This is a genomic window from Hahella ganghwensis DSM 17046, from assembly GCF_000376785.1.
Lineage (GTDB): Bacteria > Pseudomonadota > Gammaproteobacteria > Pseudomonadales > Oleiphilaceae > Hahella > Hahella ganghwensis.
On the sequence record NZ_AQXX01000138.1, the window covers coordinates 1 to 15,345 of the forward strand.

Below are 15,345 nucleotides of genomic sequence, written 5' to 3' on the forward strand. Positions count from 1 at the left end.
GATCGCTGAGGTTATAAAATAGCTGCATGCAGTGGACACGAAGCATGGTGGATAACGGATACGGAGGGCGGCCGTTCTCGCCCTTGGGGTAATAGCGGGCGATCTTCTTTTCCATGCGTTTCCATGGGATCAGCTTATCCATTCGCTCCAGAAAGATTTCCCGGCGGGTCTTACGCTTCTTATTCTGGTATTCAGCTTCGGAGAAAGTCATCTGATCCATGGATAGTATTCCTGATGAGTGAAGTTGGCCGTATTATGACTGATTTGGGGAGTTATTCAGAGCCTCCTTAGATAATTTGTCTTAATCAACCTATAGTTAGAAACATTATTAACCATCATTTTGGCAAGGTATCTGTTGGCCACCATTATGAGACTGATATTCCTTATCGCAGTGTCTTGCTTCTGTATGACAGTCTCCTCCGCTATTGCCCACGACAAGATTGTCTTCTATCTGGAAGACGAGCCTATATATACATCCAGCAACAACCAATCCCCTGGCTTTTTGAATGAAGTGGTTGCGGCACTTATTGATGACCTTAAGCTGGCTCCTGAGGTTCACTATCTACCCTGGATAAGAGCCCAGTACATGGTGCAAAAAGATCCACTCGGTATTATTTTTCCACTTGGCAGAACCAAAACACGTGAAGAGCAATATCAGTGGTTGTGCAAAGTCTTTGATATTCCGATCATGTTTATCTCCATACAGGGACGACCGGTTATTAACAGCTTTAAGGAGGCCAGAGATTTCCGTGGTATCGGCGTCATCCAGGGGACGCCACAGGAAGAACGGTTATCAAAGCTGAATATCCCCTACGTTCCCCTGACCGGGGAAGAGCTTTATAGCGCTCTGGAGACCGGTTACGTCACCGCCATCTTTACTGCGCAACCCGAAGCGGTATACGGCTGGAAGCAACTGGGAAATGGAAAAAAACTCCAGTTCGGAGAAGTGTTGATGACGCTACCGTTGTGGATATCCGCCAGCAGGCAGTTTGAGCTCCTGGCACCAAAACAATGGGAAGAGGCTCTGGACAAGCTCAAGGCCTCTGGTAAGTATGAGAAACTGTATCAGCATTATTTTAATCCCTGAGAGGCAGGATACTCACTAATATGCCAGGACACGGTTGTTGAAACTGAACCCTTTGCCGGTGAATTGTCTGATGACTTCCATATTGGTTTCTGCATGTTGTGATAACGGCCCGCAGCCCACCTGCCCACCGCCTGCAACAGCCATGGGTAGCATAATCTGATCAGCCAGATACTCTTCGAGTACAGCAGTGCTGTTAACATAGTCTGACACTCTACTCGCCAGCTCACTTGCCACTTTTTCGGCACTGATTCTTAGCCGACCGAGATGGGTCAGGCAGATTCGGCTGTTTTCAAACTCCAGATCATGGCTAATCAGATTGCCTGGAGATCCGGCTGCAGGTTGTCTTATCCGATACTCATCGACCTTGATCGGACTGATTGCCTGGTATTTTTTTACTTCCCGCTCAGCCACCCTGTTGGGTAGACCCACCTCGTAGGCTGTCACTCGGGAATTGATCAGCTTTCCGCGTTCCAGACAATGAATGGGCATCAGTTGTGATGGTTTGATCACAGCATTCCATCTTCCACCCCCTACCGGCATAAACCCCCAGCGCTCTGCTTTGATTTCCACCTTGCCACCCATACTGCGCAATAGTGGCAGAAATGAGCGTTTGATGAATGTTAGCGGAGGTGCTCCGGTATTATGTGTTCCACCGATAAACTCTACTGTCGATGTATCTGTACATTGCAACAACGGAAGCAGAATCGTCTGGAAAACCAGAGTGGTACTGCCTGCACTGCCGATGTCAAAGTGATAGTTGCCAGCCTTAACTGCGCCGGGAGAAAACGTCAGTTGCGATGAACCAAGCGCCGCACCTTCCACATGAGCGCCACTGATTTGTTGAGCGGCCTTCACACAGGTAAGATGCTGGCGCATCAAGCCGGGCTTAGACCTTCCGGCTCGGACATGATGAATCTCCACGGTTTTGCCGAACAGCATTGCCAGGGTCAGTGACGAGCGGAGAATCTGTCCTCCACCTTCACCCATGCGCCCGTCAATTTTGATTGTTTCCATATAAGTTAAATTTCCTGTTAAAACTTCGTGTCGAGCGTGTTTATCCTTTTACACAAACGACCTGTCTCAATGTATGCACGATTTCAACCAGATCAGACTGGGCTGCCATGACGGAATCGATGTCTTTGTAGGCTCGCGGGGTCTCATCCACCACGGCTGCATCTTTACGGCACTCAACATGAGCTGTGGCCTGTGCATGTTCTTCTACCGAGACCAGTTTCTTGGCCTGGGTACGAGACATGACCCTTCCCGCGCCGTGGCTGCAGCTACAGAAGCTCTCGGGATTTCCTTTTCCTCTCACAATGAACGAGCGTGCGCCCATGCTGCCGGGAATTATCCCCAGTTGTCCTTCCTGTGCACTGACAGCGCCCTTTCGGGTCAGCCATACATTGGCACCATAATGGTTTTCTTTCTGTACATAGTTGTGGTGACAGTTCACCGCTTCCATTTCGCCGATGACAGGTTTGTTCAGTGTCTGAGCCAGTGCATTCAGAGCTCTTTGCATCATGGATTGTCGATTGATTCGTGCATAATCCTGCGCCCAGCCGACGGCTTCAACGTAGTCATTGAAGTAATCGGTACCTTCTGCCAGATACGCAAGGTCTCGGTCCGGTAACTGAATAAAGAACCTTTCCATTTCCTTCTTGGCAAGCTGGATAAAGTGCTCCCCAATCCGGTTTCCGACTCCCCGCGATCCGGAATGCAGCATGATCCAAACCGCATTGTTTTCATCCAGGCAGACTTCGACGAAGTGATTGCCTGTCCCCAGAGTTCCAAGATGTTTGGCGTTGTTGGTGTTTTTCAGCACCGGGTGTTTTTCGCATAGTACTTTGAAACGGTCAGCCAGTTCGCTGTTCCAGCGTGCCGCGATATCCTCTGGTAAATCCTGCCAGCTTCCGGGATCTCTCTTTCCAGGTTTGCGGCCATGTGGCACAGCGCGTTCGATATTGCTGCGAAGTTCTTTTAGTGAATCTGGTAACTGGTGGGCATGGAGGTCTGTTTTGACCGCCATCATCCCGCATCCGATATCCACACCGACTGCCGCTGGGATAATGGCTCCCGAGGTTGGGATAACTGAACCAATTGTTGCCCCTTTACCCAGATGCACATCCGGCATCGCGGCTACCCATTTATGGACAAAAGGAAGTGATGCAATATTTTTCAATTGCTGGCGAGCCTCTGGCTCAAAAGGGACACCAACGGTCCAGCTCTTCACTGGTACGCCCTTATCCACATTCATAATTTCAATGGGCATGGAATTCTCCTTGACTACTTAATTTCATACTTACTTTTTGAATCTGTTGCTTCTTGAGGTCGTCGAAATAGATACGTTTCGCCTCAGCCTTGCGTTCTCTCTCGGTAGCAGCAGCCCCGGGGCATTGCTTTTTGCTTTTCATCTCATCGCTCCGTCGAAAGTTGATCTGTGTATATCAAGATGAATGCCAATTTCTGTGGAATTTTTTAATGTCTGATTTAATTATAAAAAAATTAAGCTGTGTAATCTTTGAATGAGAAACAATTATCTGAATAGATAACAGTGTATCTATATATTTATCCGTGAATATCTTGAGGAGATGGAAATGCTGGCTACTGAAATCTGGTCAGTTGCCAGCGTGCTAAGAGCGATGGCTGGTAGTGAAAGAGGTTCTTTATAACGTAGGCTCAAGCGCGAGGATTCTGCAATTCCTCGAAGCTTAACCCAAATTTTGAAAGATACTGCCTCAGTCGGTGTGAATCATTGGTTGAGCTTTTCTTCAGTCTTGATCGATTAAATAACTGTCTTCCGGCGTCAGACATCGTGCGACTTTCCTGGCAAATTGCTATTACCTGGCGTAACTGTAATTGATCAAAAAGGTCGATCTCCGTGATCTGTTCAGGCGTGAAAAATTCATCCAGGGCCGGAAGTGCGTCATCCTGGTGGGATTTTTGCCAGTATTGTTTTAGCCGTTCACATTCCTCGGTGACCAGGGCTTCGTTTATGCGGCCGCCATCAGATAGCGTTGCCATACGTTGGACGCAGGCATTGAGGTCACGAAAGTTGCCTGACCACAGGGAATCAGTTTGCTGGGAAAATTCAATAAAGCGTTGTCTTGCGGCCTTGTTGAAGCTGACTTTATGACCCATCTGTTGCTCTATCTTTAGCAGCTCGAAATCCAGGTTGGGCTCAATATCCTCGCGGCGGTCCTTGAGTCCGGGTAGTTGGTAACTCCACAGGTTAATGCGGGCAAGGAGGTCTTCACGGAAAGTACCACCCTGCACCTGTTTCTGGAGATCACGATTTGTCCCAGCTATTAACTGGAAGTCACTGATAACCGGATTGTCTGAACCCACAGGATAAAACGTTTTTTCCTCGATGGCGTGAAGCAGCATGGCCTGTTCGTCCAGCCCGAGTTCGCCAATTTCATCCAGAAACAGGAGGCCTTCAGTTGCTTTGGTGAGGAGACCTTTGCGTGCGGTTTGTGCGCCTGTAAAGGCTCCTCGGCTATGACCAAATAGTGCCGACATGGCACTGTCTCCGCGGAGAGTAGCGCAATTGACGGCGACGAACTCGCCCTGCACCAGGCTGCGTTTATGTTTGAGCTCATAGATTTTTTTGGCCAGGTGGGATTTCCCTGCTCCGGTGGGGCCGGTAATGAGTATTGGCGCCTGAGACCGAATCGCAACCCGTTCGATTTGCTGGATCATATTGTTGAATCGATGATTACGAGTGGCAATCCCTGATTTCAGAAACTCTGTGCCTTCCAGTTGCTGGCGTTTGAAGCGGGAGCTGATCGCGTCATATTTGGATAGGTCCAGATCAATAATGTGGTAGTTGCCGGCAACAGATTTATCCCCTCTGTCTGGGGAAGTCTGGAGTAACGAGCCAGGAATGTAGTTGGCTTCGCAGAGCAGGAACCAGCATATCTGTGCAACATGGGTCCCGGTCGTGATGTGGATAAGATAACGCTCTTCCTCAGGTTTAAAAGGATAGCTTTCCACAAAATCCAGCAAAGTACTGTAGACGTTTTCAAAGTCCCAGGGATCTCTGAACTGAATATTGTGTAAGCCGACTTCCGTACTGGGTGACACGCTTTCTATATCTGCGCCGACATTATTGGCAAGACGGTTATCCCGGTCGTCATGTAACAGTTCGACACGATCCACCAACAGATCTTCCTGCATAAATATGCCAACAGTCGGGCGCCAGGAGTTCCAGCGCTTGACCCCCTTACCACGTTTGTCCATGACTGTGCCGAGAAGGCCTATGACGACGGTTTTCTTGGTCCCCGAAGTTTTCATACGATCCAAAAAGATAATTAATGATTGAATCAGATCATTATCGATAGCTTTTGGGGATCGGTCAAATGCTATCTAATTATCTGATGTTTATTAAAAAAGTGTTTTTAGTCAATAAGATAAATAAATATTTGGCGATTTATAAAGGTCTTGGCACGAGCTGTGATATAGCAATGGTGAATGTGGTATCTGGCAGCGGTGCTGATTCTGGAGATCAGACTGGCATTCCCCCGTTGGGTAGGGATGTACCGACAGAGCCGCCGGTTGAGTCGAAACGGACATCCGGGACATTCATGTGTTTGATAGCTCATCAGGTAGAGCAATTGACTTTTAATCAATTGGTGGTGGGTTCGAATCCCACTCAAACGCCCGGCCATAGGCCACTAGGTTAGGGTCCTAGCAGAAACGATAGTAATTGGGCTCCGGCCCAAATCTGTATGAAGAATTCTGCCAGTTTGGCTGTCGGCAGAAATCAGGCATACAAGGCCTGCGAGTCGTGAGGTTGTGAGCGCATGCTGTCAGCACTACAAGGTCAGGGATGACTGACAGATTCATGGGGAATCAGTCGTGCTCACCGTATGCAAACCTGTCTCCCCTCGCAGGTTACTTTTTTACAAATTCCAAAAAAGAATACAGCCAAGGAGAAGTAAGATGTTCTGGCAATTTATTGATGTGGCAGATGATGAAAAAGTTTTGTTGTACCGGGATCGACATCTGTTTCGGGTACTGGATGCCGGTAGGTATCGCTTTTGGGGAGCGAAGAAGCGCTTTATGGCAGAAACCTGTTCTTTGAAAGAAGTTGAAGTACGCCATCCGAAACTGGATGTGTTATTGACATTGGATACTTTCCGGCAGGAAGTGGATGTCACCATGATTGGCCTGAATGAAGTTGGGATTGTGCGACGTGACGGGCAGATTAAAAGCCTGCTGGAGCCTGGTGCCCGATTGGTCACCTGGAAATCAGCCATCAATATTACTGTTGAAGCTGTTGATATCTCTGAGAGTTATCGCCTGGCCCCTGAGCTGATGTCTCAGTTGGATCGTCTTGGTCTGGATACTGTCGGCAACCGCCGTGCCTGGATACAACTCACGGTTCCTGAGCAATCAATGGGAATGCTGTTTGTGGATGGGGAGTTGGTGAGCCTTTTGAAAGCGGGTCGATATGGTTACTGGACCTTTAACCGAGAACTGAGTTCACAGGTACATGATCTAAAGTGGCAAAGCCTGGAGGTGTCCGGACAGGAAATATTGACCAAAGACCGGGTGAGTCTGCGTCTGAATCTGAATGCGGTATATCGCATCGTAGATGTGGTAGCCGTCAGCTCTAAAGTAAAAAGTTCTGCCGACTATGTTTACCGCCGGTTGCAGTTGGCGTCAAGGGAGGCGATCGGAACCCGGACTTTGGATGAGTTGTTGGCAGATAAGAGCGCCATTGCCAAATCGATTACCAAAACGGTTACCGAAAGTTTTCAGGCTATCGGATTAGAGCTGGAGCAGGTGGGGGTGAAAGACATCATTTTGCCTGGTGAAATGAAAGAGATTCTGAATCAGGTAGTTCAGGCACAGAAGACTGCCGAAGCGAACCTGATACGACGCCGTGAAGAAACGGCGGCCACCCGATCTCTGCATAACACTGCCAAGATGATGGAAGGGAATCCTGTACTGTTGCGCCTCAAGGAACTGGAAGCGCTGGAAAAAGTCGCGGATCGTATCGGTCATCTGACTGTCTATGGTGGATTGGATGGACTGATGAATGATCTGGTGAGTATTGCAGGCAAAGGATTTGTTAAAGCCCCTGGAAAACAGTCAGGCAAGCAGTCTCCCTGATGCTTGTCTGCAGGAATTCCGAAAAAGTGAAGTTAGGTAGTAATGAGTATCGACAATGGAAAAGAGAATACATGAAGCCCTGGAAAAGATTGAATGGGAGCATGGTGTAGACATTTTGTACGCATGCGAATCAGGTAGTCGTGCCTGGGGATTTACATCTCCTAACAGCGACTATGATGTGCGATTCCTCTATGTTCACCCAGAGACTCGATGTCTTTCTATCGGCCAGCATCGTGATGTCATAGAAGAACCTATAGTGGATGAGCTGGATGTGAACGGCTGGGATTTGCGTAAAGCGCTATTGCTGATGCGTAAAAGTAACCCCAGTCTACTTGAATGGTTGCATTCGCCTATTGTGTATCGGGCGGACGAAGGGTTCCTGCATAAGGTGCGACATCTGGCGCTGAAGAGCCTGGACCGCCGCGCTTTGATGCATCACTACAGCTCAATGGCCAGGCATGATTGGCGTAAAATCCAATCGGCTGAAGTTGTACCGCTGAAACGGTACTTCTATGTGCTTAGAACAGCGATGTGCGCATACTGGGTTGCAGACATTTCCAGGACCTCGATGCCGCCGATTCTGTTTATGGATTTGGTAAATGGCATCAAGATGTCTGAGCAGGTCAACGCCTGTATCGAGGAGCTGTTGAAATTAAAGGCACAGGCAGCCGAGAAAACTGAGGTCCCAAGATTGCCCGAAATTGAGGGTTTTGTTGAGGGTTTGCTGGCTGAACTGGACGTTGTACAGTTGGAACGGGCGAAGGTCATGGAACCGGCTCCTTTCGATCAACTGTTTCTTGAGACTCTCCGGGCCGGATAACCCGGAGAGTTTTTCTGATAATTAGCTGAGATTAGGTTTTAAACGCAGGGCTCTGGATTACTCCTGCTTAGGACCTACCCAAACTTGCTGGGCGTTGACGAACTCGTGAATGCCATGGGGACCTAATTCACGGCCGAAGCCAGAACGCTTGATGCCGCCACTGGGTAAGCGTGGATCCGTTTTGACAATGCCGTTAATGGCCACTTGCCCGGTATCCAACCGGCGAGCGATTAGCTCACCTCTTTTCGCTGTTGTCCACACGCCTGCGGCCAGCCCATACTCTGTATTGTTGGCAATGTTTATGGCGTCTTCTTCGTCCTTGGCTTTCATGACTACCGCGACAGGCCCAAAGGTTTCTTCGCACGCAGCCGCCATGGACTCAGTGACATCCACCAATAAGGTGACCGGGTAAAAGAAGCCTTCTCCAGCGGGAATTTCGCCTCCCAAGAGGCAGGTTGCCCCCGCCTCGATTGTTTGCAGAACTTGCCGGTGCAGGTTATCTCGCAGATCACCTCGGGCAATTGGTCCAATATCGGTAGCTTCGTCGCTCGGGTCGCCCACCTTCAGGGCTTCCAGACGTTCCTTCAGAAGTTTGACCATTCTGTCGTAAACGGGCTCTTCCACAATAATCCGTTTGGCTGCAATGCAGCTTTGGCCCGCATTGATAATGCGTGACAATGTAATCACATCAGCGGCCTGCTCAAGATCCCCATCTGCCAGAACAATGCAGGGATCTGAACCTCCCAGTTCCAGAACTGAATGCTTGATCTCTGAAGCTGCTATGGATGCGACGGCTGCTCCTGCTTTGTCTGAGCCAGTAAATGATACGGCCTGAATGTGTTTATCCCGGATAACTGGTTCGACTCTTGATGTTTCCAATGGAAGATTCTGAAAGATGCCTTTAGGCGCTCCTGAACGTTCGAATAGCTCTCCAATCGCGATACCGCAAGCTGGAACATGTGGATCATGTTTCATAATGCAGGTATTACCCGCCATTAGGGTGGGAGCACAAAATCGAAAGGCCAGCCAGAATGGTGCATTCCAGGGCAATATGCCCAGAATGGTTCCCAGAGGAAGATAATGAACATAACTCAGGGAAGCGTCGGAACCGAGAATGTCACTCTTGAGATAAGATTCTGCATGTTCGGCATAATGCTCTGCGCACCAGGCCGCTTTCTGGACTTCTCCACGGGCTTCTTTAATGGGTTTGCCCATCTCTTCTGTCATCAACGGTGCCAGATTGTTGATTTCCTTACGCATGAGATCTGCCACATTGCGAAGGACTTGTGCACGTTGCTCAAAACTTGTTTTACGCCAGTCCTGAAAGGCGTTATGCGCTTTATTTAGGATGGCTTCCACTTGATCAGGAGTTGCTGGTTCGACCTCGTTTAGCACTTTTCCTGTGGTCGGATTTATTGCAGTTAGCATGACTATTCTCCTTCAAATATGGTGCCTCGAAGAAGCTCCGGACACCCCGGTGAATCAATTGATCAGGATGCGGCTGCCGAAGAGGAGTCCTGCTTTTTTCTCCCGCCTTTTCCATTGCCACCCTTCAGAGGTGCTTTTTCATCGTTATCAGAGGCAGCAGATGAACTCTCTTTATCGGTCCGATCCACATCACCAGAAGAATGTTGCTTTTTCGACGTGGCCCGAGATTCAGGCTTAACAACGAAATCCATGTCCAGGGTGAAAAATGATTCACAGCCCTTTGCGGTCACGTGAATAGTGTCTGAAATCCCGACAGTTTTATCGCCGTCCACGCCCCACATCCAGGGAATAATGTGGAACGTCATTCCCTCGCGAAGTACTTGCGAGTCTCCTTGTTTAAGACTCACGATGTATCCTTCGTCCCAACTTGGCGGAAATGCGATGCCAATGGAATATCCGGAACGGGTGATCAGACGTGCGCCCACCTTGTTATCGGTAATGATATTGCGTATCAGATTGTCCACGTCGGAGACTGTAAGGCCCGGTTGGATCAGCGACTTGACCTCCTCCAATGCATACTTCATGCGTTCCTGTGCATGGTGCATGGAGTCTGTTAGCTTACCGAGTACCACAGTGCGCATCATGGCTGTGTGATAACGGCGGTAACACCCTCCAACTTCCAGGAAAACATGCTCGCCCGGTTGTACGGTTCTCCCTTCCCAGGTCGCATGGCCGATCATAGATCGCGGACCAGAGGTGACATAAGGCATGACAGCCGGAGGTTCCCCTCCGGCTTTAAACATGGCATTTGAAATGGCCGCACCGATATCATTTTCAGTCGCACCGGCCTCACAGGCTTCAAAACCGGCCAGCATGCCCTGCTCTGTAGCATAGGCCGCCTTTTTCATGACATCGATCTCGACAGCAGACTTACACACTCGCCCCTCCTCGACGATGCCAAAGCAATCCATCAATCGACCATCCAAAAAGGTCGTGTGTATACTGTCCTGATGGTAAGCGGGGAAGAAATAACTGTTACGCTCATAGCCGATGTTTTTCCCGGTTAAGCCAAATTCCCGCAGAGATTCCACCAGCATCTGGATGGCATCACCAGTATCAGGGTAAGGGCGGGTCAGCTCCAGCCAGGTTCTGGCGTGAATATTGGATTCCTCCATGGCTCGGGTAATCATGAAAGGTTCGTTCTCGAGCGGGACGACCAAGGCCTGAAAGAATGAATAGCCGGTGGTTTGATAGTCGGTCAGATACATTAAATTTTCCGGATCGGTAATGACCACGGCATCCAGTAACCTGTCCGCCATTCTATCGCGAAGGGCCTGAAGCCGACGAACATATTCCTCAAACGGGAAAGTCATATCATCACGCTGTCTCATGCTGCCTCCAATGCTTTTGCAATTGCGTCCGAAAGAATGGACAGGCCTTCACTGAGGTCTTCATCTGGAATCGTCAGGGGCGGGATCAGCTTCAGTACTTTGCCGCCGGTTCCACAGGCACCTAACAACAGGCCTGATTCGAAGCAGATCGAAGCGGCAGCTTTGGCGATGCTCCCGTCACGCAAATCGATCCCTTGCATCATGCCTTTACCACGTACCTGAAAATGTCTGGCACTGTGTTCGCTGCATATTCCCTGCAAATGTTCCTGCATCAAAGCACCTTTGCGCTTAACCTCCTGCATCAGAGCATCATCCTGGAAGTAGGAGAGTGCTTCTTTGCCGGCGACAAAGGACAGGCCCTGACCTCGGAAAGTCCCTGTATGCTCGCCAGGAGACCAGTGTTTGTCATGCTCTGGTTTAATCAGGTTCATGGCCAGAGGTGTTCCAAAACCGCCTATGCCTTTGGCCAGTGTAATAATGTCTGGATCGACTCCCATGTTGTCGAAGCTGAAATATGAGCCGGTACGTCCACAGCCCGCTTGAATGTCATCGATGATAAACAATGCACCCAGGTCATGCGCCAATTGTTCAATCGCCTGCAGCCATTCCTGGCTGGCGACATGAACGCCGCCTTCTGCCTGTACCGACTCCACCAGAAATGCGGCTGGCGGTTCCAGGCCACTGGAGGCATCTGCGTAAAACGCGCGCAGGCGGTCAACCGACTGTAACCCGCAGCCCAAATCGCAATCGACGCATGGGCGTTCGCATCCGAACGGCTGGCGCAGAATATGGTTTAACGGTACTCCGGCTGCGTTACGGAAGTAGCTGTTAGCTGTTGCTGCCAATGCCCCCAGAGTCATACCGTGAAACCCTGAGTTGAATGCCACAATCGTTTGGCGTCCGGTGACTTTACGTGCCAGTTTCATGGCACTTTCCACCGCATTGGTGCCCGTTGGTCCCATGAACATCATCTTATGATTCATGCCACGGGGTTCCATAATCGTTTGAACAAAGGTTTCGATGAATTGACGTTTGGGAGTGGTGTACATGTCCAAACTATGGGCAACGCCATCATTCTGGATGAACTCGATGAGCGCTTTTTTCATTCGCTCATTGTTGTGACCAAAATTGAGAACACCGGCACCGGCAAAGAAATCGATGTAGGACTTGCCCTCTTCATCCACCTGCCTCGCATTGGAGGCTTTGGTAAAGACGGTAGGATACAGTCGACAATAGCCGCGGATATCCGATTCCCATTTTTCAAACACGTTCATGACAGCCCTCCCAGGTTGAGCTATGAATGAAGATGTTTCGCGCCGGAGCGTTCAGGCCGTGATCAATTCGGTGAACAACCGGGAAACATCCCTGATATGCCGATGGTGAAATCGGCTTGTAAAGCTGGCGTATTACCGCCAGTACTGAATTTGTCTGTTGGGCCCGTAGCAGTCAATCCGGTAGCGGCGCTCCTGCCAGACGAGCTAAAATACGCGTGACATGTGGAATCAGCGCGTCGTTGAAATCGTATTTCGGGCTGTGACAGGGAACGTTATGCCGTATCTCGTCAGTACCCGATCCGATCAGGGCGAAGGCTCCGGGAATTTCATTCAGGTAATAGCTAAAATCCTCTGATGCCATGATGGGAACCCGGATAGTGTTATCGAAAGTTCCTGAGCCGAATTCGTCTACCAGAGCCTCTCGGAATTTTTCAGCCTCTGTTGCATGATTAATGGTTGGCTGGTAACGCGGATGTACTTCAACCATACATGTGGTGCCGTAAGCCTGAGCGGTCGACTCGGCAATTTCTTTTATCAGACGATCGATCAAAGGCCTGTCATCAGGGTCTGTCAGTCTGTAGCTACCTTCCAGTATGGCTTTCTCCGGGATTACGGTGACGCCGCTTTTGGCATCGAATGAAGTGACGCTGATGACTGTGGCACTTTGTGCCGGGAGGCGCCGACTTACCAGTTGCTGTAGCGCGAGAACAATGGCAGAACCGGCCAATACAGGGTCACGGCAAAGCTCTGGCTGGCTGGAATGCCCGCCTGCTCCCTGGACTGTCAATTGGAAGGTGCCGTTGCCGGCCATCACTGCCGCATCAGGGCAGACCACCTGCCCGAGCGGAATGGCAGGCCAGTTATGCCATCCATAGATCGCTTTGACACCTTCCAGAGCGCCATCTTCAATCATGCGTTTGGCGCCATGCCCGCCCTCTTCTGCTGGTTGAAACAGGAGGGTTACAGGTCCGGGAAGTTCACTTTCATACCGTTTCAGCCACTGGGCCGTATTGTAAAGCGTGGCAGTGTGTCCGTCGTGCCCACAGGCATGCATGCAGCCGTCATGTTCTGAGGTCCAGTCAACGCCAGACTTTTCAATTATAGGCAGAGCGTCAATATCCGCTCTCAGGGCGATATGGGGGCCGGGTTTGTCAGAGGCGAGCACCGCGATAGTTCCGGTATCGGCACATTCACGCCATTGGATGCCGAGCGCAGTCAGCCTTTGACGAATTCGCTCAGCGGTTTCGACCTCGGACCATCCCAGTTCTGGGTAACGGTGTAGCTCTCGTCGAAAGCTGACCGAAGTGGTAATAATTTCATTCCAGGAGTTGGTATGTTGCTGCGACACGTGACCTCACACTTCACCAGGACTTGTGAACACTGGCAGGATTTTAATCTCTGCATACCGCCACCTGATACTGCATATTGCAGGTGGCTGGACAAAAAAACATCCAGTCCTTTTACACTAGTTTCATCCACGGCACTGTTGCAAGGTTTTTCCAAACTTTAATGGAAATTGAGCCTGATCAATTTTGCTGAACCGCTTAGCCTTAGAATACCCCGCCATTTATGTTTCAAATGGTTTATCACTATGTTCAAACCGGAACTCCTGTCTCCCGCAGGCTCTCTTAAACACATGCAATTTGCCTACGCCTATGGCGCGGATGCTGTCTATGCCGGTCAGCCCCGGTACAGTCTTCGGGTCAGGGAAAACAGTTTTGATCTGCCGACACTCGAAGAAGGTATCGGCATCGCTCATAATTCCGGCAAGAAGTTTTACCTGGCTGCGAATATTGCCCCTCATAACAGCAAAGTAAAAACCTTTCTCAAGGATATGGCTCCGATTGTGGAAATGGGGCCGGATGCGCTGATCATGTCTGATCCGGGTCTGATCATGATGGTTCGTGAAGCCTGGCCTGATATGCCGGTGCATTTGTCGGTACAGGCCAATGCTGTCAACTATGCTGCGGTAGAGTTCTGGCGGCGGATGGGTCTGGAACGCGTGATTCTGTCCCGGGAGCTTTCACTGGATGAAATCGCAGAAATCCGAGAACGTGTTCCTGGAATGGAGTTGGAAGTCTTTGTTCATGGTGCTTTGTGTATTGCCTATTCAGGTCGCTGTCTGCTATCCGGTTATATGAACAAACGTGATCCCAACCAGGGAACCTGCACAAATGCATGTCGCTGGAAGTATGACGCGACGGCGGCAGATCAGGATGGCGCGGGTAATATTATTCCGGCCGTGGCAGATGAGCCTGGAGTCTGGAATCCTCAGCAGAGTCCGACGTTGGGGAAGGGAGAGCCCACTGACCAGATGTTTCTGTTGCAAGAGCAGGGTCGTCCCGGTGAAGCCATGCCGGCGTTTGAAGATGAACACGGTACCTACATCATGAATTCCAAGGATCTCCGGGCGATTCAACATGTGGAAAAGTTCTGTCGAATAGGGGTGCATTCATTGAAAATCGAAGGGCGCACCAAATCCCATTACTACGTGGCCCGTACAGCCCAGGTATACCGACAAGCCATTGACGACGCAGTCGCTGGCAGACCGTTCAATATGACACTGATGGATACTCTGGAAAAACTGTCCCACAGGGGATACACAGAGGGTTTTTATCGACGACATGTGCATGACGAATATCAGAACTATGAAACCGGGACCTCGCTTTTGGGGAGTCAACAGTTTGTGGGTGAGGTTCTCGACTATCATTCAGGTCAGAATGAAATACTTGTGGAAGTGAAGAACAGATTTGCACCAGGTGACACACTGGAGCTCATGTCGCCTGGCGGTAATACCCGGTTTCAGCTTGAAGGATTAATGAATGCCAAAGGCGAGTCAGTTGATGCAGCCCCGGGGTCCGGGCACCGTGTCAGGCTCAGATTGCCAGAGGAGGTGAAAGACGTCGGTAAGTACTCGCTGTTGATGCGGGAGATGGTTTGATCATGATCGTCTGAAAATGACATTCTGCCGGGTTAAGGTCTCTGTCCCCTTCAATCTCCTGTCTGCAGCCTCCGCGAGGGAAACTTTTCCTTCGCGGTGAGCGATCGTAAGTAAAACCACTTAGCCTAACACTTTCATTTTTTTACCTTTTTTCAAAAGATTCGCTAACTGACTGATTGCCTTGTCATTTCGGATGAGTCACCCAGTTATCTCTTGTCTACCTGCCGAAAATTATGTGTCCGTCAATCCTTATTTTTTAAAGAATTCCAATTATAATGCGCGACCTT

At 49.9% G+C, this 15,345-nt stretch carries 13 protein-coding genes and 1 tRNA gene; 5 read left to right on the top strand and 9 right to left on the bottom strand.

The annotated features are described in order from the left end of the window. On the bottom strand, nt 1-220 hold a 220-nt coding region (locus F566_RS0125500; RefSeq protein WP_020409876.1), incomplete at its 3' end, for an IS5/IS1182 family transposase. 186 nt (nt 221-406) lie between these two features. On the opposite strand from F566_RS0125500, the gene F566_RS0125505 reads away from it, so the two are divergent. Beyond that, entirely contained in the window at nt 407-1,087 is a 681-nt protein-coding gene (locus F566_RS0125505) for a substrate-binding periplasmic protein (RefSeq protein ID WP_157497090.1), read from the top strand. A gap of 15 nt (nt 1,088-1,102) precedes the next feature. Here F566_RS0125505 and rtcA read toward each other — a convergent pair whose 3' ends face one another. From rtcA to rtcR, 4 genes are all read right to left on the bottom strand, one after another. Beyond that, a complete protein-coding gene (gene rtcA / locus F566_RS0125510; RefSeq protein WP_020409878.1) occupies nt 1,103-2,101 on the bottom strand; it encodes an RNA 3'-terminal phosphate cyclase in 999 nt (332 codons plus the stop codon). Between the two features lie 40 nt (nt 2,102-2,141). Continuing rightward, nucleotides 2,142-3,356, bottom strand: coding sequence for an RtcB family protein (locus F566_RS0125515; RefSeq protein ID WP_020409879.1), 1,215 nt, complete (start codon nt 3,354-3,356; stop codon nt 2,142-2,144). Beyond that, entirely contained in the window at nt 3,346-3,498 is a 153-nt protein-coding gene (locus F566_RS37030) for a hypothetical protein (RefSeq protein WP_020409880.1), read from the bottom strand. Before F566_RS37030 ends, F566_RS0125515 begins: the two co-directional genes overlap by 11 nt. A gap of 265 nt (nt 3,499-3,763) precedes the next feature. Next, nucleotides 3,764-5,380 carry an RNA repair transcriptional activator RtcR gene (rtcR, locus tag F566_RS0125525; protein ID WP_020409881.1) on the bottom strand — a complete coding sequence of 539 codons (1,617 nt, stop codon included), beginning with the start codon at nt 5,378-5,380 and terminating at the stop codon, nt 3,764-3,766. Nucleotides 5,381-5,673: 293 nt separating this feature from the next. Between rtcR and F566_RS0125530 the strand changes: the two genes are divergently transcribed. From F566_RS0125530 to F566_RS34085, 3 genes are all read left to right on the top strand, one after another. Further along, nucleotides 5,674-5,746: transfer RNA gene (locus F566_RS0125530), tRNA-Lys, on the top strand. A 282-nt stretch (nt 5,747-6,028) separates the two neighbouring features. After that, a complete protein-coding gene (locus F566_RS0125535) occupies nt 6,029-7,204 on the top strand; it encodes a slipin family protein (protein WP_020409882.1) in 1,176 nt (391 codons plus the stop codon). Nucleotides 7,205-7,259: 55 nt separating this feature from the next. After that, entirely contained in the window at nt 7,260-8,024 is a 765-nt protein-coding gene (locus F566_RS34085) for a nucleotidyltransferase domain-containing protein (protein ID WP_020409883.1), read from the top strand. A gap of 57 nt (nt 8,025-8,081) precedes the next feature. Here F566_RS34085 and F566_RS0125545 read toward each other — a convergent pair whose 3' ends face one another. The 4 genes from F566_RS0125545 to doeB2 all read right to left on the bottom strand — a co-directional run bounded on the left by F566_RS0125545 (nt 8,082) and on the right by doeB2 (nt 13,465). Continuing rightward, complete coding sequence (locus tag F566_RS0125545; protein WP_020409884.1) at nt 8,082-9,452, bottom strand: NAD-dependent succinate-semialdehyde dehydrogenase; 1,371 nt, start codon at nt 9,450-9,452, stop codon at nt 8,082-8,084. Nucleotides 9,453-9,514: 62 nt separating this feature from the next. Beyond that, nucleotides 9,515-10,843, bottom strand: a complete 1,329-nt coding sequence (gene doeA, locus F566_RS0125550) for an ectoine hydrolase (RefSeq protein ID WP_020409885.1) — start codon at nt 10,841-10,843, stop codon at nt 9,515-9,517. Then, a complete protein-coding gene (locus tag F566_RS0125555; RefSeq protein WP_020409886.1) occupies nt 10,840-12,117 on the bottom strand; it encodes an aspartate aminotransferase family protein in 1,278 nt (425 codons plus the stop codon). Before F566_RS0125555 ends, doeA begins: the two co-directional genes overlap by 4 nt. 172 nt (nt 12,118-12,289) lie before the next feature. Beyond that, nucleotides 12,290-13,465: a N(2)-acetyl-L-2,4-diaminobutanoate deacetylase DoeB2 gene (gene doeB2, locus F566_RS0125560; RefSeq protein ID WP_020409887.1), complete on the bottom strand. Its 1,176-nt coding sequence runs from the start codon at nt 13,463-13,465 to the stop codon at nt 12,290-12,292. Nucleotides 13,466-13,708: 243 nt separating this feature from the next. Between doeB2 and trhP the strand changes: the two genes are divergently transcribed. Beyond that, nucleotides 13,709-15,058, top strand: coding sequence for a prephenate-dependent tRNA uridine(34) hydroxylase TrhP (gene trhP, locus F566_RS0125565; RefSeq protein ID WP_020409888.1), 1,350 nt, complete (start codon nt 13,709-13,711; stop codon nt 15,056-15,058). Nucleotides 15,059-15,345: the final 287 nt, after the last annotated feature.